General features: G+C 67.4%; 24 protein-coding genes and 1 tRNA gene. 13 read left to right on the top strand and 12 right to left on the bottom strand.

Features of this window, described 5'->3' with window-relative positions:
- Positions 1–193: 193 nt before the first annotated feature.
- On the top strand, positions 194–895 hold the full coding sequence (queE, locus tag QP609_RS16175; RefSeq protein WP_046432157.1) for a 7-carboxy-7-deazaguanine synthase QueE: 702 nt from the start codon (positions 194–196) through the stop codon (positions 893–895).
- Positions 896–973: 78 nt separating this feature from the next.
- Positions 974–1639, top strand: coding sequence for a 7-cyano-7-deazaguanine synthase QueC (gene queC, locus QP609_RS16170; protein ID WP_032958954.1), 666 nt, complete (start codon positions 974–976; stop codon positions 1637–1639).
- Between the two features lie 142 nt (positions 1640–1781).
- Here the strand turns inward: queC and QP609_RS16165 are convergent, their stop codons facing one another.
- Positions 1782–2738, bottom strand: a complete 957-nt coding sequence (locus QP609_RS16165) for a DUF2268 domain-containing putative Zn-dependent protease (RefSeq protein WP_197621348.1) — start codon at positions 2736–2738, stop codon at positions 1782–1784.
- Between the two features lie 177 nt (positions 2739–2915).
- On the opposite strand from QP609_RS16165, the gene QP609_RS16160 reads away from it, so the two are divergent.
- Positions 2916–2991, top strand: a tRNA-Lys gene (locus QP609_RS16160).
- A 291-nt stretch (positions 2992–3282) separates the two neighbouring features.
- Here the strand turns inward: QP609_RS16160 and QP609_RS16155 are convergent.
- The gene (locus QP609_RS16155) at positions 3283–3516 is read right to left on the bottom strand and encodes a hypothetical protein (protein WP_032958956.1); all 234 of its coding nucleotides are present in this window, start codon (positions 3514–3516) and stop codon (positions 3283–3285) included.
- A gap of 88 nt (positions 3517–3604) precedes the next feature.
- Complete coding sequence (locus QP609_RS16150) at positions 3605–4111, bottom strand: hypothetical protein (protein WP_041863715.1); 507 nt, start codon at positions 4109–4111, stop codon at positions 3605–3607.
- Positions 4112–4196: 85 nt separating this feature from the next.
- On the opposite strand from QP609_RS16150, the gene QP609_RS16145 reads away from it, so the two are divergent.
- The 7 genes from QP609_RS16145 (at position 4197) to QP609_RS16115 (ending at position 8135) form a co-directional block, all read left to right on the top strand.
- Positions 4197–4457, top strand: a complete 261-nt coding sequence (locus QP609_RS16145) for a YdaS family helix-turn-helix protein (RefSeq protein WP_014648118.1) — start codon at positions 4197–4199, stop codon at positions 4455–4457.
- Positions 4447–4875, top strand: coding sequence for a hypothetical protein (locus tag QP609_RS16140; protein ID WP_014038211.1), 429 nt, complete (start codon positions 4447–4449; stop codon positions 4873–4875). Before QP609_RS16145 ends, QP609_RS16140 begins: the two co-directional genes overlap by 11 nt.
- Before the next feature lie 125 nt (positions 4876–5000).
- Entirely contained in the window at positions 5001–5198 is a 198-nt protein-coding gene (locus tag QP609_RS16135; RefSeq protein ID WP_014038210.1) for a hypothetical protein, read from the top strand.
- The gene (locus QP609_RS16130) at positions 5195–5731 is read left to right on the top strand and encodes a glycoside hydrolase family protein (protein ID WP_014648117.1); all 537 of its coding nucleotides are present in this window, start codon (positions 5195–5197) and stop codon (positions 5729–5731) included. The genes QP609_RS16135 and QP609_RS16130 overlap by 4 nt, the downstream gene beginning before the upstream one ends.
- A 3-nt stretch (positions 5732–5734) precedes the next feature.
- Positions 5735–6199 (top strand): lysis system i-spanin subunit Rz, encoded by a 465-nt coding sequence (locus QP609_RS16125; protein WP_014648116.1) that lies wholly within the window; start codon positions 5735–5737, stop codon positions 6197–6199.
- Between the two features lie 49 nt (positions 6200–6248).
- A complete protein-coding gene (locus tag QP609_RS16120) occupies positions 6249–7112 on the top strand; it encodes an alpha/beta hydrolase-fold protein (RefSeq protein WP_014648115.1) in 864 nt (287 codons plus the stop codon).
- Between the two features lie 84 nt (positions 7113–7196).
- Positions 7197–8135 carry an alpha/beta hydrolase-fold protein gene (locus QP609_RS16115; RefSeq protein ID WP_046432083.1) on the top strand — a complete coding sequence of 313 codons (939 nt, stop codon included), beginning with the start codon at positions 7197–7199 and terminating at the stop codon, positions 8133–8135.
- 8 nt (positions 8136–8143) lie between these two features.
- Here the strand turns inward: QP609_RS16115 and QP609_RS16110 are convergent, their stop codons facing one another.
- Entirely contained in the window at positions 8144–8566 is a 423-nt protein-coding gene (locus QP609_RS16110) for a response regulator (RefSeq protein ID WP_014648113.1), read from the bottom strand.
- 92 nt (positions 8567–8658) lie between these two features.
- Complete coding sequence (locus tag QP609_RS16105; RefSeq protein WP_014648112.1) at positions 8659–9426, bottom strand: CPBP family glutamic-type intramembrane protease; 768 nt, start codon at positions 9424–9426, stop codon at positions 8659–8661.
- A gap of 149 nt (positions 9427–9575) precedes the next feature.
- On the opposite strand from QP609_RS16105, the gene QP609_RS16100 reads away from it, so the two are divergent.
- On the top strand, positions 9576–9881 hold the full coding sequence (locus QP609_RS16100) for a zf-TFIIB domain-containing protein (RefSeq protein ID WP_046432080.1): 306 nt from the start codon (positions 9576–9578) through the stop codon (positions 9879–9881).
- Positions 9882–9959: 78 nt separating this feature from the next.
- On the opposite strand, the gene QP609_RS16095 is transcribed toward QP609_RS16100, so the two are convergent.
- The 6 genes from QP609_RS16095 to QP609_RS16070 all read right to left on the bottom strand — a co-directional run bounded on the left by QP609_RS16095 (position 9960) and on the right by QP609_RS16070 (position 16959).
- The gene (locus QP609_RS16095) at positions 9960–10472 is read right to left on the bottom strand and encodes a GNAT family N-acetyltransferase (RefSeq protein WP_032958968.1); all 513 of its coding nucleotides are present in this window, start codon (positions 10470–10472) and stop codon (positions 9960–9962) included.
- Between the two features lie 81 nt (positions 10473–10553).
- Entirely contained in the window at positions 10554–11564 is a 1011-nt protein-coding gene (locus QP609_RS16090; protein WP_197621349.1) for a copper resistance protein B, read from the bottom strand.
- A complete protein-coding gene (locus QP609_RS16085; protein ID WP_197621350.1) occupies positions 11561–13372 on the bottom strand; it encodes a copper resistance system multicopper oxidase in 1812 nt (603 codons plus the stop codon). The genes QP609_RS16090 and QP609_RS16085 overlap by 4 nt, the downstream gene beginning before the upstream one ends.
- A 75-nt stretch (positions 13373–13447) precedes the next feature.
- Positions 13448–13828, bottom strand: coding sequence for a CopL family metal-binding regulatory protein (locus tag QP609_RS16080; protein WP_014648107.1), 381 nt, complete (start codon positions 13826–13828; stop codon positions 13448–13450).
- Between the two features lie 204 nt (positions 13829–14032).
- Positions 14033–15838, bottom strand: a complete 1806-nt coding sequence (recQ, locus tag QP609_RS16075) for a DNA helicase RecQ (protein ID WP_032958973.1) — start codon at positions 15836–15838, stop codon at positions 14033–14035.
- A gap of 572 nt (positions 15839–16410) precedes the next feature.
- The gene (locus tag QP609_RS16070; protein WP_005410730.1) at positions 16411–16959 is read right to left on the bottom strand and encodes a Dps family protein; all 549 of its coding nucleotides are present in this window, start codon (positions 16957–16959) and stop codon (positions 16411–16413) included.
- Positions 16960–17045: 86 nt separating this feature from the next.
- Here QP609_RS16070 and hrpA point away from each other — a divergent pair, with 86 nt between their 5' ends.
- Positions 17046–21128 carry an ATP-dependent RNA helicase HrpA gene (gene hrpA / locus QP609_RS16065; RefSeq protein WP_289213809.1) on the top strand — a complete coding sequence of 1361 codons (4083 nt, stop codon included), beginning with the start codon at positions 17046–17048 and terminating at the stop codon, positions 21126–21128.
- A gap of 75 nt (positions 21129–21203) precedes the next feature.
- Here the strand turns inward: hrpA and QP609_RS16060 are convergent, their stop codons facing one another.
- Positions 21204–21728, bottom strand: coding sequence for a hypothetical protein (locus tag QP609_RS16060; protein ID WP_014648104.1), 525 nt, complete (start codon positions 21726–21728; stop codon positions 21204–21206).
- 130 nt (positions 21729–21858) lie between these two features.
- On the opposite strand from QP609_RS16060, the gene QP609_RS16055 reads away from it, so the two are divergent.
- Positions 21859–24015 (top strand): bifunctional (p)ppGpp synthetase/guanosine-3',5'-bis(diphosphate) 3'-pyrophosphohydrolase, encoded by a 2157-nt coding sequence (locus tag QP609_RS16055; protein ID WP_041863711.1) that lies wholly within the window; start codon positions 21859–21861, stop codon positions 24013–24015.
- Positions 24016–24025 lie beyond the last annotated feature (10 nt).

Genomic DNA, 24025 nt, shown 5'->3' with positions numbered 1-24025 from the left:
CGTACAATAGATGCCCTGTAGAGCCGAGCCCACGCTCGGCTGCTTTCGTTTCCGGTTCGGCAAACCCGCCCGGATCCGGCAGCGCCGGGCCCTGTCTGCCCGGTTGTTTTCGTAGAGCCGAGCCATGCTCGGCTGCGTTCGTTACCGGCCACGGTAGCCCACCCGCCACGTGTCCCACCAAGAAGTACCCGCCATGACCGCCGTTACTCCGTCCAGCGCCGCCGCCACGCCCAGTGAGATCGTGCAGTCACCCCTGCCACGCCTGAAGATCACCGAGATCTTCACCTCGCTGCAGGGCGAAGCCGATACCGCCGGCTGGCCAACCGTGTTCGTGCGCCTGACCGGCTGCCCGCTGCGTTGCCAGTACTGCGACACCGCCTATGCCTTCCACGGCGGCACCTGGTGGGATATCGACGACATCGTGGCCGAGGTGCTGGCCCAGGGCGTGCGCCACGTGTGCGTGACCGGTGGCGAGCCGTTGGCGCAGAAGCGCTGCCTGGTGCTGTTGGAAAAGCTGTGCGATGCCGGCATGGACGTCTCGCTGGAAACCTCCGGTGCGCTGGACGTCAGCGCGGTGGACCCGCGGGTGTCGCGCGTCGTCGACATCAAGACGCCGGGTTCGGCCGAAGCGGCCCGCAACCGCCTGGAAAACCTGCCGCTGCTGACCGCCCGCGACCAGATCAAGTTCGTCATCTGCAACCGCGAGGACTACGACTGGGCCAAGGCGATGGTCGCCGAGCACGGCCTGGTGCAGCGCTGCACCGTGTTCTTCTCGCCCAGCAAGGGCGAGATCACCGCGCGGCAGCTGGCCGACTGGATTGTCGAAGACCGGCTGCCGGTGCGCTTCCAGATGCAGTTGCATAAAATCCTGTGGAACGACGAGCCGGGCCGATGAGCCGGCGTAGCGTTCCCTGATGTAACTCCGGCGCGGGACAGCGTGCTGGCTTTCCCCTCCCAACCGGATGTTTTTCCCATGAAGAAGGCAGTCGTGCTTCTCTCCGGCGGCATGGATTCAGCCGCCGTCATCGCCATGGCCCAGGAACAGGGCTTCGCCGTGCATGCCCTGAGCGTGCGCTATGGCCAGCGCCATACCTCCGAACTGGATGCTGCCGCCCGCGTGGCCAAGGCCCAGGGCGTGGTCGCGCACAAGACCGTGGACGTGGACCTGCGCAGCATCGGCGGCTCGGCACTGACCGACGACATCGACGTGCCGGAGGCCGGCGGTGCCGGCATTCCGGTCACCTATGTGCCGGCGCGCAACACCATCATGCTGTCGCTGGCCCTGGGCTGGGCCGAAGTGCTTGGCGCCAACGACATCTTCTGCGGCGTCAACGCCGTGGATTACTCCGGCTACCCGGACTGCCGCCCCGAGTTCGTGGCGGCGTTCCAGGCGCTGGCCAACCTGGCCACCAAGTCGGGCGTGGAAGGTGCGGGCATCAAGGTGCACGCACCGCTGCAGTTCCTCAGCAAGGGCCAGATCGTCAGCGAAGGCGTGCGCCTGGGCGTGGACTTCGGCCTGACCGTGTCCTGCTACAACGCCGACGCTCACGGCGCCGCCTGCGGTCATTGCGATGCCTGCCGCCTGCGCGCGCAGGGCTTTGCCGAGGCCGGCGTGCCCGACCCCACGCTGTACGCCTGACCGCGTCTGGTAGAGCCGGCCGCTGGCCGGCTTCACTGCAGGTGCGAACCGCCCCTTCTTGGTGGGTGCAAGCCGCCCCCTCTCGGTGGGTGCGCCCGCCCCCCTCTCGGTGGGTGCGAACCGTTGGTTCGCACTCCTTGACCTACCGGGCCTGCAACCATCCCGATGCCTCGATGAAGCCGCGCACCGCGTCCGGATCGGCGTAGTCCAGTTCGATCATCCGCGCGATGGCGGCCCCCTCGTCGGTCTGTTGGCGCATGTACTCCTGCGCGATGCGGTATCCGGCGTAGTAGCCCAGATCACTCACCCCGAACGGATTGCGCGCGCTGTTGTACAGCCAGTTGTCCAGGCTGTCACCGTGCATCTCGGCAAGAAAGCGCGTGCGGATTTGTGCCTCGTGCGCGGGCCCATAGGCGTACAGCGGCAGTGCCGGACGGCGACCGCTGATGCGCTCTGCCACGTATTCGGCCACGCCTTCGCGTACTGCGTACTGGGCCAGGCTGCCGGTGGTCTCGCGCTGCTGGGTATGCACGTACTCGTGCAGGTTGTTCTGCGCGTTGTTCGCACCGGGGCGGCTGTCGTAGAAGATCCGCAGGCGGCCGCGCATCGGCGCGGGCAGCTCGCTTACGTCCACGCGCTCATCGCCCAGCACCATCTCCGCCCCGATCAACACCTTGTCGCCCAACGTGGTGCCGCCGGTACGCAGCACGCCCATCGCGTAGGTGATGGTGGCCGGACGTAGTGCAGGGTAGAGCGCGCGGAACGCGTCCAGGTCCCGGTCCAGCGTGGCGCTGGCCTGCTGCGCGTTCGCAGTCAACGGCCGTACCGAAGTCCAGAAGCGTGGCCATGACTGCATGGCCTCGGCGTATTCGCGGGCCGTGTAGTTGCGGACCTGCATCAGTGCATGCAGTCCGGGGCTGCCGGGATCGATGTAGCGTTGCTGGACCAGCACCACGCGGCGTTCGGCATCAGGCTCGGCGCGCACCGCGTCATAGGTGGCCCAGAAGCGGGCGATGTCGTCAGTGACGACCTGGGACGGCGAGGCCACTGCTGTGCAGGGCAACAGCAGGATGGCGATCAGACAGCAGGTGAGGCGCATCCGTGGCTCCGGGTGGTGAACATGGATGGGATGCGTGGAAGGCCCGGAAGGTTTAAGCGGGCTGACCCGACCGGGTAGTGCCGGCCGCTGGCCGGCACACGCAACACCCCTGTACTTCGCGCGACCCGGCAAAGTAGGGTAGAATGCGGACCCCGCCGAAAGGCCGGGCGATGCATCGGGCCGTTAGCTCAGTCGGTAGAGCAGAAGACTTTTAATCTTTTGGTCGAAGGTTCGAATCCTTCACGGCCCACCATTGCATTGACGATCAAGAAGGCGCCCAAGGGGCGCCTTTTTTGTTGCTTCCTTCAAAGCACTTCCGCAATGGGGGAAGCGCCGCTGCAACGATGCGGTGTTGCAGGTGCTATCGACTCCCCGGCGCCCGCTGGCAGCGGGTGCGGGGAGGCGGCGCTCCGCGCACCCGCTTCCGTCGCTGCTGCCCCCACGTCGCTCACCTTAAAAAAATTACCTTTAAGGTAACAATAAAGGTAATTTCAGGTAATTGATCTCATCAGAACCGGCCGTTTCCGGCCGGCCAGGGACGCTGTCAGCCGTAATGCGCGCGCAACAGCCCGGCATCGTGGAAGGAAATGCCCTCGCGGATGCACTCCTCCGCGCGCTCCATGTCCTTGTGCAACTGGATCAGTGCGTCGTCGGCGAGCTGCTCGATGTTGACCACACCGCAACATGCCTGATCGATCACATGCTGCATGGGTTCGCCCCAGCGTCGGCGTACGTTGCGGATCATGCGGCAATGCCACTCGCGCATGATCGCGTCCATGCGCCTCTCCCCGCGGACCACATGTGCGTCTCCCGCCACCACCCGCAATGCCGGCGCCGGGGTGCGCTCGCCGCGCAGTTCCTGGGTCCTAGCGGCCAACCGCTGTGCGAGCTCCTCGAGTCGCGTGTGAGTCATCCTTTGCCTCCCTGATCCGTCTTGCCAGAAGCTTCGTCAGGTCGAGCACATTGTCCGGTGCAGAGGGCTGACCGAACTCGTCCACGACCATGAATGCGGTCTCCAGCAGCACGGGATCGTAGATCCATTCCGGTGGATCGCCGACCAGCTCCAGGTAGTGCGAAAGCACCTTGACCGCAGCGCTCATTTTCTCGAAATCCAGTCCCGTAGATTGAGACTGAAGCGACACGTCTCCGTCCTGATCGACGCGATCCAGCGTTCCATGTGGAAGCTGCATCACTGATTCAAGATCGCGCGCAAGCCGATGGCCGATGCTCTTCGGGTTGCTCTCGGAAATCCACTGGCTGACCTGGGGCTGGGCCCAGCGGGTGCCACCGTACAGGCGGGCCCACTCGGCCGGGCCGCCGGCGGCGGCCACGCGGAGGCGCATGTTGAGGGTGCGAGCGGTACTGGCGTCCATCTGTAGATGGTGCGCTGCATTACCAATCCAGCAAATGACCAAAACGGTATTGACTATCCATTACCGTGGCAGTAATGTGTGGCCCATGAACCTCATCGACTACGCCATCTCCCAAGGGGGCTACGGCACCCCCAGCTGTCCCGTCATGCGCCGCCTGGCCCACCAGACCGGCTGCGCGCTGCGGACCCTCTACATGATCGCCCGCGGCCACAAGCTGCCCGGCGCGCGCCTGTGCCGGCGCATCGAGCTGGCCACTGCGGGCGCCGTGCGCCGCGAATCCCTGCGCCCGGATGTGTTCGATCCGGCCCCGTCGCCCGTCAAAGGAGAAGCCACCCATGCAGCTTGATACGTTCGGTGAGTATGTCCGCAGCCGCCTGGAGCACTGGGGCGGCGAATATGCGCTGCATCGCGACTGCGAATACCTCGGCTTCCAGTCGCGCAACCTGCTGGCGGTGCTGATCGAGCATCGTGGTGACATGCCGGGGCGGGCCCAGGGCTACAAGCCTCTGGAAACCGATCAGCTGGCGCAGCAGATCGAAGACATCATCACGGCGGTCGCGCGTGACAACGTGGCGATGGCCTGTGCGCTGCGCGGCTACTACTGCGGGCGTGGCCGACGCAAGGTCGAACGATTCGAAACGGCGAATCTGCTGCTGGCCAACAGCGGGCAGCGGCCGGTATCCAACCGGCATTACCTCAACCTGGTCGAACTTGGCTTCCAGCGCGTACGTGGCTGGATGGAGGGCATCGCCCAGGCCGCATGAGCGGCGGAACCGATCTTCCGCCCGCCTCCCGACCGGAACAACCCTCGTGCCGAGCCGGCAGCGGGGCGGGCACCTCTTCGGGCCACGTCGATGCGACGCGGCCTGCATTCCCTCCAGGACCCATCATGAAAGAAGAAATCATCAGCACGGCCGGCGCGGCGGCCATCAAGTCGGCGCCGCCGGTTACCGTCGCCGGTGCGCTTGCAGCCGGCATCACCCTGGACCGCCTGGTCGTGGTCCTCACCATCATCTACCTGGCGGCGCAGATTGCCTATCTGGGCTGGCGCTGGCTGCGCGAATGGCGCCGCAGGGAGCGCGAATGAGCCGGCCCGGCAGTACATTGCCGGTACGCAGCCTGGTCGCCGCGCTTGCGCTGAGTGCTGCGGGCCTGATCGCCATCGTTGACCGCGAGGGATACACCGACGCCGCAGTGGTGCCCACGCGCAATGACCGGCCCACCTATGGCTTCGGCTCGACCGTTCGCGAGGATGGCACGCCGGTGAGGCTGGGCGACCGCACCACGCCAGTACGCGCGCTGCATGCCGTGCAGGCTCATCTGGCCAGGGAGGAAGGGCAGTTCCGCGCGTCGCTGCCCGGTGTGGCGCTCAGCCAGGGCGAGTACGACGTCTATGTCGATTTCCTCTACCAGTACGGCATCGGCAACTGGCGCGCGTCGTCGATGCGCCGGCATCTGCTGCAGGGTGAGTATCACCAGGCCTGCGATGCCTTGCTGCTGTGGAGACGGGCAGGGGGCTACGACTGTTCAACCCGCATCGACGGCCGCCCCAACACCGTGTGCTGGGGAGTGTGGGAGCGCCAGCAGCAGCGCCACGCGCGTTGCCTGGCGGAGCAGTGACCCATGCCGCGCATGCTGGTGGTGATGGCGTCGCTGCTGCTGTGGTCGTTGCTGATGTTCATGACTGGCTGGCGTTGGCGCGGTGATCGCAGCGACCTCGCGATGGCGCGTGCCGATGTGGAGCAACAGGCCGGCGCGGTGCAGTCCGAACGGCGGTTGCGCCGGGATCAGGAAGAACGGAGCGAGGCGATGGCCTCACTGGGGGAACAACATGAACAGGATCGTGAGCGCGCGGCCGAGGTGGATGCCGATGTGGTGGCTGCCCTGCGCGCTGGCACTCTCCGCCTGCGCGACGACCTCGCCGCGTGCCATACCGGCCGTCTGTCCGAAGCCGCCGCCCGCACCGGCGAACGTGATGCGGGCGCCCAGTTACGAGCAGAGGTTGCGGCAGCGCTTGTTCGAATCGGACGCGATGCCGACGACCAGCTCCGTGCCTGCCAGGCCGTGATCGAACTGGATCGCCGTTGAGGGCCCCGGCGCAGTTATGCTGGCCGTCCTCTCGAAAATGGAAGTTCGCATGCGCGTCGTCGCTCTCTCCGCCCTGATCCTGCTGGCCGCCGCAGGGCCGGGCCTCGCAGCTGTTCCCACCGTGTCGGCAGCACCGCCGGCATCGACCGCTGCGGCCGCACCACTGGTGATCGGCGAGACCTTCACCGTGCAGTCGAAGGCACTGGGCGAGACCCGCCGCATCAATGTCTATCGTCCGCAGCCCTGGGGCCTGGATCCGAAGGCGCCGCTGCCGGTGCTGTACATGGCCGATGGCGGCATCGGCGAGGATTTCCTGCATGTGGCAGGGCTGGTGCAGGTGCTGACCGGCAATGGCAGCATGCGTCCGTTCCTGCTGGTCGGCATCGAGAATACCGAGCGCCGCCGCGACATGACCGGCCCCAGCAGCGACCCGCAGGACCAGAAGATCGCGCCACGCATCGGTGGCTCGGCGGCCTACCGCAGCTTCCTGCGCGATGAACTGATGCCGCAGGTACGCCAGCGCTACCCGACCACAGACGAGCGTGCGCTGATCGGTGAGTCGCTGGCTGGCCTGTTCGTGGTCGAGACGCTGCTGCAGGAGCCGACGCTGTTCAACAGCTATATCGCGCTGGACCCCAGCCTGTGGTGGAACCGTGGTGCGATGCTGGCCGGAGCATCCCGGCAGCTGCCGGCGGTGACGCGTGCACAGCCGCACGTGTTCCTGGCCAGCAGCGGGCAACCGGAACTGGCCGCCTCCACGGCACGACTGGCCGCGCTGCTGCAGCAGGCCTCGCCGTCGCCGCTGGTGAAGTACCTGCCGCTGCCGGAGGAAACCCACGCGACCGTCTACCACCCGGCCGCATTGCAGGCGCTGCGCACACTGTTCCCGGCGCCGCCGCCGGCCTCGCCCTGACCGCGCGTGGCGCGGCGCCGCGCGACGTGTGAGGATGCGGTAGCGACGCCACCCGGGTGCGTCGCCCGCAACGGGAGAGTGTGGATGCAGCGTGTGCGTGGATGGAGTGTGGCGGCCTGCCTGGCCATGGGGGGCTGTGCGATGTCGGTGGCGCCACCGGCAACTCCGGATGAAGCGAAGGAAAGCGCGGCCACCGCCGCGCAGGGCGTGGTGCTGCCGGATACCGAGGCGCTGCGCGTGCACGACCCGGTGGGACGCGATTACCCGATCTGGGTGGCGTTGCCGGCCGACTACGCCGCACATCCGGAAAAGCACTATCCGGTGCTGTACGTGACCGATGCGCTGTACAGCTTCCCGCTGGTGCGCAGCGTGCGCAACCTGGTCGGGCAGAAGGGCGTCAACATCGAGGATTTCATCCTGGTCGGGCTGCCGCCGCAGGAAGGCCTGACCTCCAGGCAGAGCCGCTCGCGGGATTACACGCCGAGCGATCCGGCGCGCACCGATCCGCGTGACTACAGCGACGACGTCAGCTACGGCGGCGCCGCGCATTACCGCGACTTCCTCGCCGAGCGCGTACTGCCGCTGATCGATGCGCGCTACCGCACCGATCCGGCGCGGCGAGCCTATGCCGGTCATTCCTATGGCGGCCTGTTCGGCGCCTACGTGCTGACCACGCGCCCGGACATGTTCCGCAGCTACATCCTGTCCAGCCCGTCGCTGTGGTTCGACAACCATCGGGTGCCGCGCATGCTGGCCGAAGCCAAGGCGCCTGCGCAGCCGACCACGGTGGTGCTGTCGATCGGCAGCTTCGAAACGGTCAAGCCGGAGCCGCGCTATTTCACCCGCAACGACATGCTGCGCCACAACGCCGAGTTCGCCGAGCAGCTGCGCAGCAGCGGGCGATCATTGAAGGTGGAGAACATGGTGATCGACGGCGAGGACCATTTCACCGTCTACCCGGACATGATCACCCGCGCGCTGCTGAAGGTGTTCCCGGGTACCGGGCCGTACAGCAGCGGTTGATGAGTGCCTCAGGCCGCCTGTGCGTCCGGCCCGGTCAATACGCCCACATCGGCGTGCCGGAAGCACAGCCGGATGGCGTCGAGCAGCTCGCTCATGTTGTAGGGTTTGGGCAGGAAATGGATGCCGTCGCGGAGCTGCGGCAGCACCTGGTGCTGGTCCATGCCCGACGTCACCAGGATCGGCAGCTGGGGATACAGGCTGCGGACCCGGTTGGCGGCTTCAATGCCACTGATCGCACCCAGATTGACGTCGGTGAACAGCAGGTCGAAACGCTCACCGGCCGCCAGCAGGCCCAGCGCCGCTTCGGCAGAGCTCACGCCCACTACGTGGCAGGCCTGGCTTTCCAGCGCCAGTCGGCTCAGCTCGCGGGTTTCCTCGGCGTCCTCGATGAGCAGGACGCGGGGTTCAACGTGGCGCTTGGACAGCAACATGACGCGACAACTCCGGACAGCAACGGTGAAAAGGCGCGCAAGTATGCGCAAGCCGGCAGTGATCCCGACGTGCACGGCAAGCTAAGCGGGCGTTACAGCCCTCTCTGGCGCCTGAACCGCACGTGCCAGGCCAGCACCGCCACCGCGAGCAGGGCGGTGCCGATGCGCAGGCCGGTGGCCTGCCAACCCAATGCGATGGCGTCATCGAGGCTGAACACATTCCAGGCAAGGTTCATCGAAACATGCAGGATCAGGCCGCACCACAGGGTGTCGCCGTCGAGGTGGTCGAGCCAGGCGAAGATGAAGCCGCCCAGCGCGATCACCGCGCCAATGAACAGTGCGATGCCGCCGCCGTCGAACCCGCCGAAGCCGAGCCAGTGCACCATGCCGAACAGCAGTGCCTGCGGCAGCGCGAGCAACGGCCACGGACCGCGCACGATCTTCACCAGCAGCACGAAGCCGAGGCCACGGAACAGCACTTCCTCGGCCAGCGGGAACAGCGCGGCCAGCATCGTGGCATCCAGCGCAGTCAGTGCCGTGTTCGGAGTTCCGAGCAGCGCCAGTCCCAGCCAGCAGGGCAGGCTGGCCAGCAGCACCCACAACGGGCCGCCCCAGCCGTTTCCGCGCAGTCCCAAGCTGGCCATCAGGCCCATGTCACGGGGCCGCAGCAGCGCGGCCAGCAGCAGTGTCACCAGTACCGCCAGCGCGTTGTCCAACAGGCTGCCGCCATAGGGGATGGGCAGTGCGGGAACCGGTGTGCCGATGGCCGCGGCGATATCCCGCAGGTTCAGGCCAAGGCCGACACCCAGCAGCACCAGCAACAGGCGCGCGGTGGTGGGCAGGCGGGACAACACGGTCATGTACGCATTCCCTGTGGAACAAGGGCGCAGTGTGCCGCGCGGTACGCATGTGGGCACGCGCCGGAAGTCCCTGTGCCATCGGTCACGCGTTGCCGCACAGTCATCGCGGTGCAGGTACAGTCGAAACCAGACCGACAGGAGCAATACCGATGCTGTGCCCCGTGTGCAAGACCCAGACGCTGCAGATGGCCGAACGCCACGGCATCGAGATCGATTACTGCCCAAGTTGCCGCGGCGTGTGGCTGGATCGTGGCGAGCTGGACAAGATCATCGAGCGCGCAGGCGCCGGTGCGGCCGTACCGCCGCCAGCGCCCGTGCTGGCTCAGCCGGCGTCGCCGCCACCGGTGATGCACCGTGATACCCGCCACCTCGGCCAGCGCTACGAGGACAACCGGGGCCAAGGCTACAAGAAAAAGAAGAAGGACAGCTTCCTGTCGGAACTGTTCGATTTCTAGTTTGTAGCGTCGAGCCATGCTCGACTGGATATTGCGGCCCCTGGCCAAGCATGGCTCGACGCTACATGGGCTGCATGATCACGGCCGCCGCAGGATGAACTCGCGGTCGTGGGTATCACCGACGATGAAATCGTACTCGCCGACCTTGCTGCAGCCATAGCGCGCGTAGAAGCGCTGCGCGCCGAAGTTTTCTTCCCATACGCCCACCCACAGGGTGCGGCGCTGCGGCTGGTCCAGCCAGGCCATGAACGCGTCCATCAGGCGTGCACCATGGCCGCCGTTCTGGTGTGCGGCCAGGATGTAGAACCGCTTCAGTTCGATGTCGCCCTCGCGTGCATCGGCATGCGGCAGGGTGTTGGCACCGGCGGCCAGGTAGCCGACCACGGCGTCGCCGTCCATCAGCAGCCAGATGGCACTGCGTGGGTCGGACAGTTCAGTGCGCTGCGGTTCGCTGCTGTAGTGCGCCTGCAGGAAATCATGCAGCTCCTGCGCGGGGTACGAGTCGCCCCAGGTTTCGGTGTAGGTGGTGATGGCGATCGCCGACAGGGCATCGACATCGGCAAGGGTGGCGCGGCGGATCTGCAACGACATGGCGGTGCCTGCACTGGAACGTGGCGCAGTGTAGCCGGCCCCGGCGGCTGCCGGGGCTGGCCATTGCTCACGAACCGCTGCTCAGAACCACATGCGTACGCCGGCCACCCAGCGTGTGTCGCGCGCGTGGTCACCGGCATAGTCGGCGGTGTCGCCAAACGTGCGCTCGTGGCTGATGCCGATGTATGGCGCAAAACGGCGGCTGAACTCATAGCGCAGGCGTAGCCCGGCTTCGACCTTGTTCAGTCCGCGACCAATGCCGTACTCCGGTTCATCCTTGGCCGCGATGGTGGCTTCCAGCAGCGGCTGCAGGATCAGGCGGTTGGTCAGCAGCACGTCGTACTCGACCTCGGCCTTGGCCAGCACCTGGCCGCCGGAACCCATATACAGCGTGGCCGAGCTCTCGAACTTGTACGGTGCCAGCCCCTGGATGCCGATGGCCGCCCACGTGCGCGAGTCGGCCGGGCGGAAGTCCTGGCGCACGCCGACCAGCACGTCCCACCACGGCGACACGCTGCGGCCATACAGTGCTTCCAGCGACGATGACTCGGTGCGGCCGCGGCTGCGTTCGCCATCGGTGCGCAGCCACAGGCGGTTGATGTTGCCACCGATCCAGCCGGTGGCCTCCCAGGCCTGGCCATTGCTGCTCTTGCCGTCCCAATGTTCGAGGCGGTCGATCAGCAGCAGGCTGTTGATCTCCGGCGCATGCTCCATCGCACCGTGCGCGATCGGTGGGAATGCGGCAGCGCGGTCGGCATCGGTCGGCACCGGGATGGGGGCGCGCGGTTCGGTGGGCGCGGGCGTGGCATGGCCCATTGCCCCGTGGTCCATCTGCGAATGGTCCATCGCCGCCGGTTGCATCGCGCCATGGTCCACCTTCGAGTGATCCATGCCGGCATGATCTGTGGCGCCCGAATCCATCTTCGAATGGTCCATCTTCGAATGATCGGCCTGTTCGGCCGGCGCGTTGGCGGTCTTTGCGGGCGGATCCATCGCGGCCATGTCATGCCCGGCGTGCGACTGCGCGAACACCGGCAATGCGGCGGCCAGGCCCAGGGCCAGCAGGCTGGGGGAAAGCAGTGAGCGGCTCATTCTTCGATCCTCACTTCGCGCATCATGCCCGCTTCCATGTGGTACAGCAGATGGCAGTGGTAGGCCCAGCGGCCGAGCGCATCGGCGCGCACGCGGTAGCTGCGGCGGGTGCCGGGCGGCATGTCGATGGTGTGCTTGCGCACCTGGAATTCCTCCTGCGCGTTCTCCAGATCGCTCCACACGCCATGCAGGTGGATCGGGTGCTGCATCATGGTGTCGTTGACCAGCACGATGCGCATGCGCTCGCCGTAGTTCAGCCGCAGCGGTTCGGCGCTGGCGAACGGAATGCCATCGAACGACCAGGAGAATTTCTCCATGTGCCCGGTCAGGTGCAGTTCGATCTCACGGCTGGGCTCGCGGCCATCGGGGTCCTCGAACAGGCTGCGCATCGCGCCATAGGTCAGCACCTGGCGGCCGTTGTCGCGCAGGCCGATGCCGGGGTCGTCCAGCTTCGGTTCGGTCGCCGAGCTCTGCATGTCCACCAGCGGGTTGTTGCGCTCGCTGGGCGGGTGCTTTGGCGCCTTGCTGGCGGCATCACCGCCGCCATGCGCACCGTGGCCCATGCTGGCGCCGCAGCCGCCTTCCATGCCCTTCATCGCGGTCATGTCGTGCCCGCCATGACCGCCACCGCCCATGTCATGCCCCATGTCGCTCATGGTCAGCAACGGGCGCGGGTCGCGTGCAGGGATCGGCGCCTGCAGGCCATGGCGTACCGCCAGCGTGCCGGCGGCGAAGCCGGTGCGGCCCATGTCCTGGCAGAAGATGGTAAACGCGTCCTGGCCGGTGGGCTCGACCAGCACATCGTAGGTTTCGGCCGGCGCGATGCGGAACTCATCGATGCTGACCGGATGGATGTACTGGCCATCGGCGGCGACCACGGTCATCTTCAGGCCGGGAATGCGCACATCGAAGTAGGTCATCGAGGCGCCATTGATGAAACGCAGCAGCACCTTCTCGCCGCTGCGGAACAGCCCGGTCCAGTTGCCGGCCGGGGCGGTGCCGTTCATCAGGTAGGTGTAGGTGTGGGCGTTGATGTCGGAGATGTCGGTCGGCGTCATCCGCATCCGCCCCCACATGCCACGGTCGGACAGCGCGGCTGACCAGCCCCCGCGCTTCACGTCACGCAGAAAGTCGGGCAGGGTGCGCTTGTAGTAGTTGTCATGCTCGGCGAGCTTCTTCATGCGCCGGAACAGCGCACCCGGATCCATGTCGGTCCAGTCGGACAGCATGATCACGTGCTCGCGGTCGTGCCGGTACGGCGCCGGTTCGGCCGGATCGATGATCAGCGCGCCGTACAGGCCGGCCTGCTCCTGGAACATCGAGTGGCTGTGGTACCAGTAGGTACCCGACTGCTTCAGCTGGAAGTGGTAGTGGTAGGTCTCGCCGGGGCCGATGCCGTTGAAGCTCAGGCCGGGCACGCCGTCCATGTTGGCCGGCAGCAGGATGCCGTGCCAGTGGATCGAGGTCGGGTGGCGTTCCAGCGTGTTGCGCACGAACAGGTCCACGGTCTGGCCTTCGCGCCAGCGCAGGATCGGCGCCGGCAGCGATCCATTGACGGTGATCGCCGGGCGGGTGCGGCCGGTGAAGTTGGCCAGTGATTCGCCGATGGCCAGTTCGATGCGGGTGTCGCTGAGCACGGCTGGGGCGCCGGCCAGGCGCGGGGTGGCCGTGGCGGAGGCGAGCGCGCGCTGTGGTACGCCGACGGCGGCGATGCCGGCAACCACGCCGCCGGCGGCCAGGCCCTGCACGAACAGGCGGCGCGACGGCATGGGCACGGCGCCCGGACCGGGGGGAATGCGGGTATTCATGGTGGTGACTCCAGACACGTAAAGACGCCGGCAGGTGGCCGGCTACGGTGCGCAGGGCGCACGGTGCATGTGGAATCAGCCGATGGGAGGGCGTGAGATCGGCGGCAGCGGCGGCGCCGGACGGCCGGTGGCCGGCATCGGCTGTGGTGCCAGCGACAACGCCGGGCCGGCCATGAACGGCAACGGCTGCACCACCAGCAACGGGTGCTGGGCACAGCTGCGCACGCAGTCCTTGATCTGGCAGTGGGCGTCGTGGGCGGGGGCCTTGGCCTGCGGGGCCGGGTCGGCCTGCATGCCGGCGTGGTGGCAGTCGGCGTCACCGCCAGCTGCGGCGGCCGCGACGGCGTGTGCCATCCGCCCCATTTCTTCATGACCGCTGGCCATGGCCGCGTTCAGCCCGTTGAGCAACAGGCTGAGCATGAGCACGACACGAAGCAGGGTCGAAGCCAGGGACATGGCGCTAATCTAGCCGCAAGCGGGCGCGGATGCACTTCCGGCTGAATGGCCGGTTCAAGGTTGGAGCTGCACCAAGGTGGAGCCGGGCCCGCGCTCGGCTGCTGTTCGCGCAGGGGCAGCCGAGCGTGGGCTCGGCTCTACAGGGGCGCCCGCGCGCCGTTGGGACCATGCCCGGCGGCCGCGCAGCGCGGCAACGCGATACCGTCAGCCCTCTTCGCGCACGATCTCGACCAGGCGCGGGCCGTAACGGCTCAGCTTGGTGCCGCCGATGCCGCCGACCCGTGCCAGTGCATCCAGGCTGGTCGGGCGCTGTTCGGCGATGTTGCGCAGGGTGCTGTCGTGGAAGATCACGAACGCCGGCACGTTCTGTTCGCGGGCCAGTTCGGCACGCAGGCCGCGCAGGGCGTTGAACAGCGCCAGATCCTGGGGCAGTACCGACAGCCCGGTACGCTGCGCACTGCGCTCGCGCCCGCTGGTGCTGCTGGCCGGGTCGCGGCGCATGCTGATCTGGCGGCGGCCGGTCAGTACGTCGCGGCTGGCGTCGGTCAGGCGCAGGCCGCCGTGGCCCTCGCTGTCCACTTCCAGCAGGCTGGCGGCGACCAGTTGGCGGAACACGCTGCGCCAGGTGCGCGCATCCAGATCGCGACCGATCGCATAGGTGCTGAGCTTGTCGTGGCCCTGCTGCTTCACCTTCTCGTTCTCGCTGCCACGCAGGATGTCGATCAGGTGGCCGACGCCGAAGCGCTGGCCGCTGCGGTAGACGCAGCTCAGCGCCTTCTGTGCCGGAATGGTCGCGTCCCACGAGGCCGGCGGTGTCAGGCAGTTGTCGCAGTTGCCGCAGGGCTGGGGGTAGGTCTCGCCGAAACCGGCCAGCAGCACCTGGCGGCGGCACTGCATGGATTCGCAGTAGCCCAGCAGATGGTCGAGCTTGGCCCGCTCCAGCTGCTTGCGCTCTTCGCCGGCCTCGGACTGCTCGATCATCTGCTTGAGCAGCACCACGTCGCCCAGGCCGTAGCACAGCCAGGCCTCGGCGGCCTCGCCATCGCGACCGGCGCGGCCGGTTTCCTGGTAGTAGCCTTCCATCGACTTGGGCAGGTCGGTATGCGCGACAAAGCGCACGTCCGGCTTGTCGATGCCCATGCCGAAGGCGATGGTGGCGCACATCACGATGCCGTCCTCGCGCAGGAAGCGGCGCTGGTTGTTCGCGCGCACGTCCGGCGGCAGGCCGGCGTGGTAGGGCAGGGCGTTGAAGCCCTGGCCGCAGAGGAATTCAGCGGTCTCCTCGACCTTGCGCCGCGACATGCAGTAGACGATGCCGGCCTCGCCACGGTGGCTGCGCAGGAAGTCGGTCAGCTGCTTGCGGGCGTTGTCCTTCTGCACCACGGTGTAGCGGATGTTGGGGCGGTCGAAGGAGCTGACGAAGTGGCGTGCTTCCTGCAGATCCAGGCGCTCGGCGATCTCGCGCTGGGTTGGCGGATCGGCGGTGGCGGTCAGCGCGATCCTCGGGATCTGCGGCCAGCGCTCGTGCAGCACGGTCAGCTGGCGGTATTCCGGGCGGAAGTCGTGGCCCCACTGCGACACGCAGTGTGCTTCGTCGATGGCGAACAGGGCGATCTGGCTGCGCGACAGCAGCGACAGGAAGCGACCGGTCAGCAGCCGCTCGGGAGCGACATAGAGCATGTCCAGCTCACCGGCGAGCAGTTCGCGCTCGACGCGGCCGGCAGTCTCGGCATCCAGGGTGGAATTCAGGTACTCGGCGCGCACGCCGAGCTGGCGCAGGGCTTCGACCTGGTCCTGCATCAGCGCGATCAGCGGCGAGATGACGATGCCGCAACCGTCACGCAGCAGGGCCGGGACCTGGTAGCACAGCGATTTGCCGCCGCCGGTGGGCATCAGCACCAGGGCATCGTGACCGGCAGCCACATGCTCCACGATGTCCTGCTGCGGACCACGGAAATCGTCGTAACCAAAGACGCGTTGGAGCAGGTCGTGCGCGGGACGGGAAGCCATCCGGTTAGTTTACCCCGGAGGGAGGGGTAGGGGTTCGGCAGGGCTGCGCCCTGCACCTGCTGCAAGCCAGTGCAACGTCAAAGGCAACAGCCGGCTCTGGGCTGTCTGCTTATTGGGCGGGGCGGTGTGGGCTTGCAGGACACGCCGTAAACCCGTCCTTGGGGGCTCGATGGCGCCATCCATGGCGCCAACGCTCCTGCAAGCCCACACCGCCCCACCCCCGACAGTTTCCCGGTGACGGGGGGCCAGATCAATCCACGCCATGCGTGGATGAAAACTGTCAGAACTCGACAAACAAAATGGGGTCAGATCCGTTTTCCTGCGGAAAACGGATCTGACCCCAATGGCTTTGCCGGCAGATCGCGGAAAACTGCCGAAGGCGGGGTGGGTCCGGTGGCAGGGATGTCCGCGGCATGGATGCCGCGGCCAAGCCCCCAAGGACTGGTTTACGGCGTCCCCTGCCACCGGCCCCATCCCGCCTACCCACAGGAGGCCAGCTTTTGCTCTGGCTCTGGCCTTGGCTTTAAGGCCTCTGCGGGTGCAGGGCGCAGTCCTGCCGGGCCCCCCAACTCTTACTGCAGCAGCGAGCGCAGCATCCAGGCGTACTTCTCGTGGGTCTGCAGCCGCTGGGTCATCAGATCCTCGGTCGGGGCGTCGTCTCCCTTGGCCGCCACCTCCAGCACTTCACGTGCCGTACGGCAGACTGCTTCGTTGGCGACCACCAACTGGCGTACCATTTCACGCCAGTCCGCGCTGTCGGTCAGGCCCGGTTCCTCGGCGATCGAGGTCAGCGCAGCGAATTCCCGGTAGGAGCCCGGGGCATTGAAGCCCAGCGCGCGGATGCGCTCGGCCACGTCGTCCAGTGCCGCCCACTGCTCGGTGTACTGCGTCTCGAACATGGTGTGCAGCGAGTTGAACATCGACCCGGTCACGTTCCAGTGGAAGTTGTGCGTCTTCAGGTAGAGCGTGAACGCATCGGCCTGGAAGCGCGACAGACCGTCGGCGATCTTCTTGCGGTCGCCCTGGGTGATCCCGATATCGATGTTCGGCGCCGACGGTGCCGCCGCTGCAAGCTTCTGCTTGCCGGTCTTGGCCTTGGTCGTGCTCTTGGTCTTCGCCATGGGGTTCCTCCTTGTGGAATCGTTGGCCTTCACAATAAACCGGTCGTGATGACTGGTCGCTATCAAAGTTTTGAACGAACCGATTGATGAACTCTATCGATAAAAATCCATCGTCCCGCCTGCGCCAACAGCGCGCCGCCATCGACGGCGCCATGAGCCGCGACCGGGGCCGTTTGCTGGGGATGCTCTCGCGTTGCCAGGCCAAGCCACAGGATGCGGCGTTGGCCGCTACCTTCGAGCAGGCCTTGCAGGCGTCGGTGCAGCGCCGGCAGGTCCGGGCGCAGCAGCAGCCGTCCATTACTCTGGACCCGCAGCTGCCGATTGCGCGTGAAGCCGACGCCATCATCGGGCTGATCCGCGACCATCAGGTGGTGGTGATCGCTGGTGAAACCGGCTCGGGCAAGACCACCCAGCTGCCGAAACTGTGCCTGGCCGCAGGCCGTGGCCAGGCCGGCATGATCGGCTGCACCCAGCCGCGACGGATTGCCGCACGTGCGGTGGCAAGCCGCGTGGCGCAGGAACTGCAGAGCGAACTGGGCCAGTTGGTCGGCTACCAGGTGCGCTTCAACGACAAGGTCAGCGACGACAGCCGCATCAAGTTCATGACCGACGGCATCCTGCTGGCGGAGATCGCCAGTGACCGCTGGTTGTCGAACTACGACACGATCATCGTCGACGAGGCGCACGAACGCAGCCTCAACATCGATTTCCTGCTGGGCTACCTGAAGCAGCTGCTGCGCAAGCGCCCGGACCTGAAACTGATCGTCACCTCGGCCACCATCGATACCGAACGCTTCGCCCAGCATTTCGACAATGCGCCGGCGATCAGCGTCGAAGGCCGCACCTACCCGGTGGAAGTGCGCTATCGCGCGCTGGAAGGCGAGGGCGAAGACCAGGGCGAACGCACCGTCAACGACGCCATCGTGTCGGCCATCGACGAGATCACCCGCCTGGATGCGCGCGGCGACGTGCTGATCTTCCTGCCGGGCGAACGCGAGATCCGCGATGCGCACCAGTCGCTGGAGCGCCGCAAGTACCGCAACACCGAGGTGCTGCCGCTCTATGCGCGGCTGTCCAACCAGGACCAGGACCGGGTGTTCAATCCCGGGCCGAACCGGCGCATCGTGCTGGCCACCAACGTCGCGGAGACCTCGCTGACGGTGCCGCGCATCCGCTACGTGGTCGATCCGGGCTTTGCCCGCGTCAAGCGCTACAGTCCGCGCAACAAGCTGGACCGCCTGCACATCGAGCCGATCTCGCAGGCCAGCGCCAACCAGCGCAAGGGCCGCTGCGGCCGTATCGCCGAGGGCATCTGTTACCGCCTGTACGCCGAAGCCGATTTCCAGGCGCGGCCGGAGTTCACCGATCCGGAAATCCGCCGCTCCAGCCTGGCCGGGGTGATCCTGCGCATGCTGCAGCTGGGCCTGGGCCGCATCGAGGAGTTTCCGTTCCTGGAAGCGCCGGACGAGCGTGCGGTGGCCGATGGCTGGCAGCAGCTGACCGAACTGGGTGCGATCGACGCCGAGCGGCGCATGACCACCATCGGCAAGCAGATGGCACGCCTGCCGGTGGACGTGAAGCTGGCGCGCATGCTGGTCGCCGCGCAGGCCGCCGGCTGCCTGCGGCCGATGCTGGTGATCGCCTCGTTCCTGGGCATCCAGGACCCGCGCGAACGTCCGCCCGAAGCACGCGGTGCCGCCGACAGCGCGCATGCGCAGTTCGCCGATGGTCGTTCCGAGTTCGTTGGCGTGCTGCGCCTGTGGGATGCCTACCGGCAGGCCCATGAAGACCTGACCCAGTCCAAGCTGCGCGACTGGTGCGGCCGTCATTTCCTCGGCTTCCTGCGCATGCGCGAGTGGCGCGAGCTGCACCGCCAGCTGCGGCTGCTGTGCGAGGAACTGGGCTGGAAGGAAGAGGCCAACGAGGCGTCGATGGCGCCGTTGCTGGCCGGCAGCAGTGCGCCGGCGGCAGCGCGTGATGATGCCGCCGCAGTGAAGGCCACCCGTGGCCAGCTGCACCGCGCTGCACGCCTGGCCCGCGAAGGCAAGGCCGAAGCGGCGCCGACGCCGGTGGCCGTACGTGCACAGAAGGAGCAGGCACCGGCGGGCGGCGGCTTCAGCGAACGCGTGCGCGCGGCTGCCTACCAGACCCTGCACCGGGCGTTGGTGGCGGGCCTGCCGACGCAGATCGGGCACCGCACCGAGAAGGGCGATTTCCAGGCGCCACGCCAGCGCCGTTTCCTGCCGTTCCCCGGTTCGGCGCTGTCCAAGCGCCCGCCGCCGTGGTTGCTGGTGGCCAACCTGCTGGACACGCAGAAGGTCTGGGGCATGACCCTGGCCGCGATCGAGCCGGACTGGGTCATCGCCGAACTGCCGCACCTGCTGCTGCGCAAGCACTTCGACCCGCACTGGTCGCGCGCGCAGGGCCAGGTGCTGGCCTCCGAGCAGATCAGCCTGTTCGGCCTGGTGCTGGCACCGAAGAAGCCGGTGCACTACGGCCGCATCGCACCGGGCGAGGCGCACGACATCTTCGTGCGCCAGGCGCTGGTGACCGGCGAGATCAACACCCGCGCCAGCTTCGTGGCCGACAACCAGAAAGTGCTGGAGGTCGCCCGCGAGGAGGAAGCGAAGCTGCGCCGCGCCGGCATCGTGGCCGACGAGGACTGGCAGGCGCGCTGGTACCTGGACCGGGTGCCGCCGCAGATCCATTCGGCCGCAGGGCTGGATACCTGGTGGAAGGGGCTGGCGCCGGAACAGCGCAAGACCCTGCACTGGTCACTGGTCGACCTGTTGCCGGGTGAGGGCAGCGAACAGGAGCGCTACCCGAAGTACCTGCCACTGGGCCAGGCGCGCCTGCCACTGCACTACCGCTTCGAGCCGGGTGCCGATGATGACGGCGTGACCCTGGACGTGCCGCTGCACCTGCTCAACGCGCTGGACCCGGTGCAGCTGGGCTGGCTGGCGCCTGGCTTCGTCGCCGACAAGGCTTCGGCACTCATCCGCAGCCTGCCCAAGGCGATGCGCCGCAACTACGTGCCGGCGCCGGACTTCGGTCGTGCGTTCTTCGAGGCATTCCCGCAGCCCAGCGCCGATGCCATCACTGGCGAACTGGCGCGCTTTTTGTCACGTGCCACCGGCGCGACGGTGACGGCGCTCGATTTCGAACCCGCTTCGATCGAACCGCACCTGCACATGAACCTGCGCCTGCGCGACGAGCACGGCAAGGTGCTGGCGACCTCGCGGGATCTGGATGCGTTGCGCGCGAAATTCGGCGGCCGTGCCGGCGATGCCTTCGCTGCACGGGCGGGGCGCGAGATGGCGGCCGATGGCCTGCGCACGTTCCCGGCCGCGCCGATTCCGCTGCAGGTGCCCGGTGAAGCCGGCGTTCCGGCCTATCCGGCGCTGCTGGACGAGGGCGACAGCGTGGCGCTGCGCATCTTCGCCGATCGCCAGCAGGCGCAGGAGGCCCACCCGCTGGGTGTGCGCCGGCTGCTGGAGATTGCCCTGGCCGAGAAGGTCAAGCAGGCGCGCAAGCAGCTGCCGGTGGGTGCCAAGACCGGCCTGCTGTATGCCGCGATCGAATCGCAGGAACGCCTGCGTGGAGACCTGGTGGATGCGGCGATGAACGCGGTGCTGGCCGAAGGCCTGGAAGACATCCGCGATGCGGCAGCCTTCGAGCAACGCCGCGAGCATGCGGCCAAGGCCCTGTTCGGCGAGGCGATGTCGCGGCTGAAACTGGCCGAGTCCATCCTGGCGCTGGTGGCGGAACTGAAGCCGTTGCTGGAGGCGCCGTTGATGGGCTGGGCGCGTGGCAACCTGGACGACATGGAAGCGCAGCTGGCCGGGCTGATCCACCCCGGCTTCCTGCGCGACACGCCGGCCGACGCGCTGGCGCAGTACCCGCGCTACCTGAAGGCGATGATCCTGCGCACCGAGCGTGCCAAGCGTGATCCGCCGCGTGACCAGGCGCGCATGCTGGAATTGCACCCGTTCCTGGAGGCGCTGGAAGCGGGCGAGCAGCAGGGCCTGCGTGATCGCCCGCAATGGCAGGCGCTGCGTTGGGATCTGGAAGAGCTGCGGGTGTCGTTGTTCGCGCAGGAGCTGGGGGCACGCACCGGCATTTCGGCGAAGAAGCTGGCGCAGCGGGTGGCTGCACTTCGCCAGGCGTGAACGCGCGCCATGGTCGCCCCATCGGGCGACCATGGCCGCCGGGCATGGATCCGGCACGGCCGGAATGCCCGGGCGTTACTTGGTGCGACGAACCTTCGGTTGCACGTTCACCCCGTCCACCTTCATGTACCAGGCGCCCATCACGCCTGGGCGCATGCTGACGTTCGGCGCTTCCTTGCGGCCACCGGAATAGTGCGTGGCGTCTATCTGCTCCCACTCCTGGCCGTTCTGCAGCACGTAGCGGCGGCCCTGGCCGAAGCCACGGAATTCGCCCTGCAGGGTGCTTTCGATCGGTTCGCTGCTGCCGAAGTCCAGGAAGCCGCGGTTCTTCTTGATCACTTCCTGGCGGCCTTCTTCGCGCGCTGCGGCGACGGCCTGGGTGGTGGCCGCCTCGACCTTGCCCTGCAGCCAGCGGTTGAGCGTGGCCAGTTCAGCGGCGCTGAGCTTGTCCAGGCCGGCGGCCTTGAACTCGGTGGGCGACATCTGCTGCTGCAGGTCGCCCTCCACCACGCGCTGGGCCAGCGCAGGCGCGGACAGGGACAGCAACACGGCGGCACAGGCCAGCAGCCGTGGACGGACGCGCAGGGCAATCGAAGGCATGGCGGGTCTCTCCTGGATGTGTTGGCGAGTGTAGCGGCATGTCTTCATGCCGGGTGATGGTGGCCGCAGTGATTGTCCCTGAACGACGCCGGCGCTAGTGTAGGGGCCTCTGTCTTGCCTGCTCGATGCTGTGAACCGCGCTTCCGTCCCTGGCCTGGATGCCTTGTTGAACCGTCCCTCGGCAGCGGTGCTGCCTGCTCCGCTGCGCCAGGCCCTGCGCGAGCATTGGGAAGCGCCGGATTGCGACCACCAGATGCGTGCCACCTGGTCGGTGCTGGGCGATACCCTCGATGCGCTGGCGATGCTCTCGGCCGACGAAGGCGCGGTGGTGGCAGCATTGCTGTTCGACCTGCCGGGCCTGCGCGCCAGCCTGGACCAGCTGCCGCTGGGCAGCCACCAGGCGGCGGTGATCGGCCTGCTCGATGGCCAGGATGCGGCCGACCCGGTGTGGGCGCTGCACGCCGGCCGTGAGGCCGGACGCAACAGCGAGGGCCTGCGCCGGCTGCTGCTGGCGATCATCCGCGACCTGCGCGTGGTGCCGATCCTGCTGGCGCGCCAGCTCGCGAGGATGCGCGCGGCCGACAAGCTGGACGACGAGCAACGCCGCGCGCTGGCCCAGCTGACCCGCGACATCCACGCGCCCCTGGCCAACCGCCTGGGCATCTGGCAGCTGAAGTGGGAGCTGGAGGACCTGGCGTTCCGCCACCTGGAACCGGAAACCTACCGCCGCATCGCCCGCGAGGTGGACGAAACCCGCATCGCCCGCGAGCGTTACGTCGAGAACGTCAAGAAGGTGCTGTCGCGCGAGCTGGTCGCCCAGGGCATCAGGGCCGAAGTCAGCGGCCGCCCGAAGCACATCTACAGCATCTGGCGGAAGATGCAGAAGAAGCGGCTGGCCTTCGACCAGCTGTATGACATCCGTGCGGTGCGCGTGATGGTCGACGACGTCGCCGCCTGCTACGCCGCGCTGGGCGTGGTGCACGCGCTGTGGGCGCCGGTACCAAGCGAGTTCGATGATTACATCGCACGCCCGAAGGCCAACGACTATCGCTCGCTGCATACCGCCGTGGTCGGCCCGGAAGGTCGCACCATCGAAGTGCAGATCCGTACCCATGAAATGCACTCGCAGGCCGAGCTGGGCGTGGCCGCGCACTGGAAGTACAAGGAAGGCGGCAAGGGCGCGGAGAAGTCCTTCGATCGCAAGATCACCTGGATGCGCCAGCTGCTGGAGCAGGCGCAGGACGGGCAGGGCAATGAACTGGCCGGGGCGCTCGATGCCGAGCTGACCGAGGACCGGGTCTATGCGCTGAGCCCGAAGGACGAGGTGCTGGACCTGCCGCAGGGCGCTACGCCGCTCGATTTCGCCTACCAGGTGCACACCATGGTCGGGCACCGCTGCCGCGGCGCCAAGGTCAACGGCCGTATCGTGCCGCTGACCTATCGCCTGCGCAGTGGCGACCGCGTCGAGATCCTGACCGGCAAGGAGGCCGACCCGCGCCGCGACTGGCTGATGCCGGCCAATGGCTTCCTGGCCAGCAACCGCTCGCGCGAGAAGGTGCGCAGCTGGTTCCACAAGCTGGACCGCGCGCGCAACGTGCAGGCCGGTCGCGAGCTGCTCGAGCGCGAGCTGAAGCGGCTGGGCCTGCAGCACTCGGACCTGGCCGTCGCGGCCAAGAAGTTCCATGCCGACAGCGTCGATGACCTGTACATCCAGGTGGCGCTGGGCGATACCGGCCCGAACCAGGTCAGCCGGACGTTGCTGGAGGCGGAACGTGCCGCCAGCCAGCCCGCGCCCGCGCCGACCCTGCCGCGGCCGACCGCGCGCCGCGAGAACCTGGGCAAGTCCAAGTTCACCGTGCAGGGCGTGGGCAACCTGCTGGTGCAGCTGGCACGCTGCTGCCAGCCGGTGGCCGGCGAGCCGATCGTCGGCTACCTGACCCGTAGCCGTGGTGTCACTGTGCATCGTGCAGACTGCGCCGCGCTGGCCCGGCTGGCCGCCGCCAGCCCGCAGCGCATCCTGCCGGTGGAGTGGGGCCAGGCCGGTGGCGGCTACGAAGTGGACGTGGTGGTCGACGCGGTCGACCGCCGCTGGCTGCTGAAGGACATCACCAACCTGATCGCCCAGGAAGACGCTTACGTGCTCGACATCCACAGTGACAACGTGCGCAACAGTGGCCGTGCCCATCTGCGGCTGCGGCTGAAGGTCAGCGACTACGGGCAGTTGTCGACGCTGCTGGGCAAGCTTGATGCGCTGCCGGGCGTGAGCGAGGCACGTCGCCTCGGCTGAGCTTCACGCT

Source organism: Stenotrophomonas sp. 8(2023), assembly GCF_030345295.1.
Taxonomy (GTDB): domain Bacteria; phylum Pseudomonadota; class Gammaproteobacteria; order Xanthomonadales; family Xanthomonadaceae; genus Stenotrophomonas; species Stenotrophomonas muris.
The sequence above is the reverse complement of the archived record's forward strand: the minus strand, read 5'-3'. Positions and strand labels throughout refer to the sequence as shown.

Excerpts from the sequence above, each read along its gene's own strand:
- queE (WP_046432157.1), top strand. The coding sequence starts at position 194 with ATGACCGCCGTTACTCCGTCCAGCGCCGCCGCCACGCCCAGTGAGATC.
- queC (WP_032958954.1), top strand. The coding sequence starts at position 974 with ATGAAGAAGGCAGTCGTGCTTCTCTCCGGCGGCATGGATTCAGCCGCC.
- QP609_RS16165 (WP_197621348.1), bottom strand. The coding sequence starts at position 2,738 with ATGCGCCTCACCTGCTGTCTGATCGCCATCCTGCTGTTGCCCTGCACA.
- QP609_RS16155 (WP_032958956.1), bottom strand. The coding sequence starts at position 3,516 with ATGGACGCGATCATGCGCGAGTGGCATTGCCGCATGATCCGCAACGTA.
- QP609_RS16150 (WP_041863715.1), bottom strand. The coding sequence starts at position 4,111 with ATGGACGCCAGTACCGCTCGCACCCTCAACATGCGCCTCCGCGTGGCC.
- QP609_RS16145 (WP_014648118.1), top strand. The coding sequence starts at position 4,197 with ATGAACCTCATCGACTACGCCATCTCCCAAGGGGGCTACGGCACCCCC.
- QP609_RS16140 (WP_014038211.1), top strand. The coding sequence starts at position 4,447 with ATGCAGCTTGATACGTTCGGTGAGTATGTCCGCAGCCGCCTGGAGCAC.
- QP609_RS16135 (WP_014038210.1), top strand. The coding sequence starts at position 5,001 with ATGAAAGAAGAAATCATCAGCACGGCCGGCGCGGCGGCCATCAAGTCG.
- QP609_RS16130 (WP_014648117.1), top strand. The coding sequence starts at position 5,195 with ATGAGCCGGCCCGGCAGTACATTGCCGGTACGCAGCCTGGTCGCCGCG.
- QP609_RS16125 (WP_014648116.1), top strand. The coding sequence starts at position 5,735 with ATGCCGCGCATGCTGGTGGTGATGGCGTCGCTGCTGCTGTGGTCGTTG.
- QP609_RS16120 (WP_014648115.1), top strand. The coding sequence starts at position 6,249 with ATGCGCGTCGTCGCTCTCTCCGCCCTGATCCTGCTGGCCGCCGCAGGG.
- QP609_RS16115 (WP_046432083.1), top strand. The coding sequence starts at position 7,197 with ATGCAGCGTGTGCGTGGATGGAGTGTGGCGGCCTGCCTGGCCATGGGG.
- QP609_RS16110 (WP_014648113.1), bottom strand. The coding sequence starts at position 8,566 with ATGTTGCTGTCCAAGCGCCACGTTGAACCCCGCGTCCTGCTCATCGAG.
- QP609_RS16105 (WP_014648112.1), bottom strand. The coding sequence starts at position 9,426 with ATGACCGTGTTGTCCCGCCTGCCCACCACCGCGCGCCTGTTGCTGGTG.
- QP609_RS16100 (WP_046432080.1), top strand. The coding sequence starts at position 9,576 with ATGCTGTGCCCCGTGTGCAAGACCCAGACGCTGCAGATGGCCGAACGC.
- QP609_RS16095 (WP_032958968.1), bottom strand. The coding sequence starts at position 10,472 with ATGTCGTTGCAGATCCGCCGCGCCACCCTTGCCGATGTCGATGCCCTG.
- QP609_RS16090 (WP_197621349.1), bottom strand. The coding sequence starts at position 11,564 with ATGAGCCGCTCACTGCTTTCCCCCAGCCTGCTGGCCCTGGGCCTGGCC.
- QP609_RS16085 (WP_197621350.1), bottom strand. The coding sequence starts at position 13,372 with ATGAATACCCGCATTCCCCCCGGTCCGGGCGCCGTGCCCATGCCGTCG.
- QP609_RS16080 (WP_014648107.1), bottom strand. The coding sequence starts at position 13,828 with ATGTCCCTGGCTTCGACCCTGCTTCGTGTCGTGCTCATGCTCAGCCTG.
- recQ (WP_032958973.1), bottom strand. The coding sequence starts at position 15,838 with ATGGCTTCCCGTCCCGCGCACGACCTGCTCCAACGCGTCTTTGGTTAC.
- QP609_RS16070 (WP_005410730.1), bottom strand. The coding sequence starts at position 16,959 with ATGGCGAAGACCAAGAGCACGACCAAGGCCAAGACCGGCAAGCAGAAG.
- hrpA (WP_289213809.1), top strand. The coding sequence starts at position 17,046 with ATGAACTCTATCGATAAAAATCCATCGTCCCGCCTGCGCCAACAGCGC.
- QP609_RS16060 (WP_014648104.1), bottom strand. The coding sequence starts at position 21,728 with ATGCCTTCGATTGCCCTGCGCGTCCGTCCACGGCTGCTGGCCTGTGCC.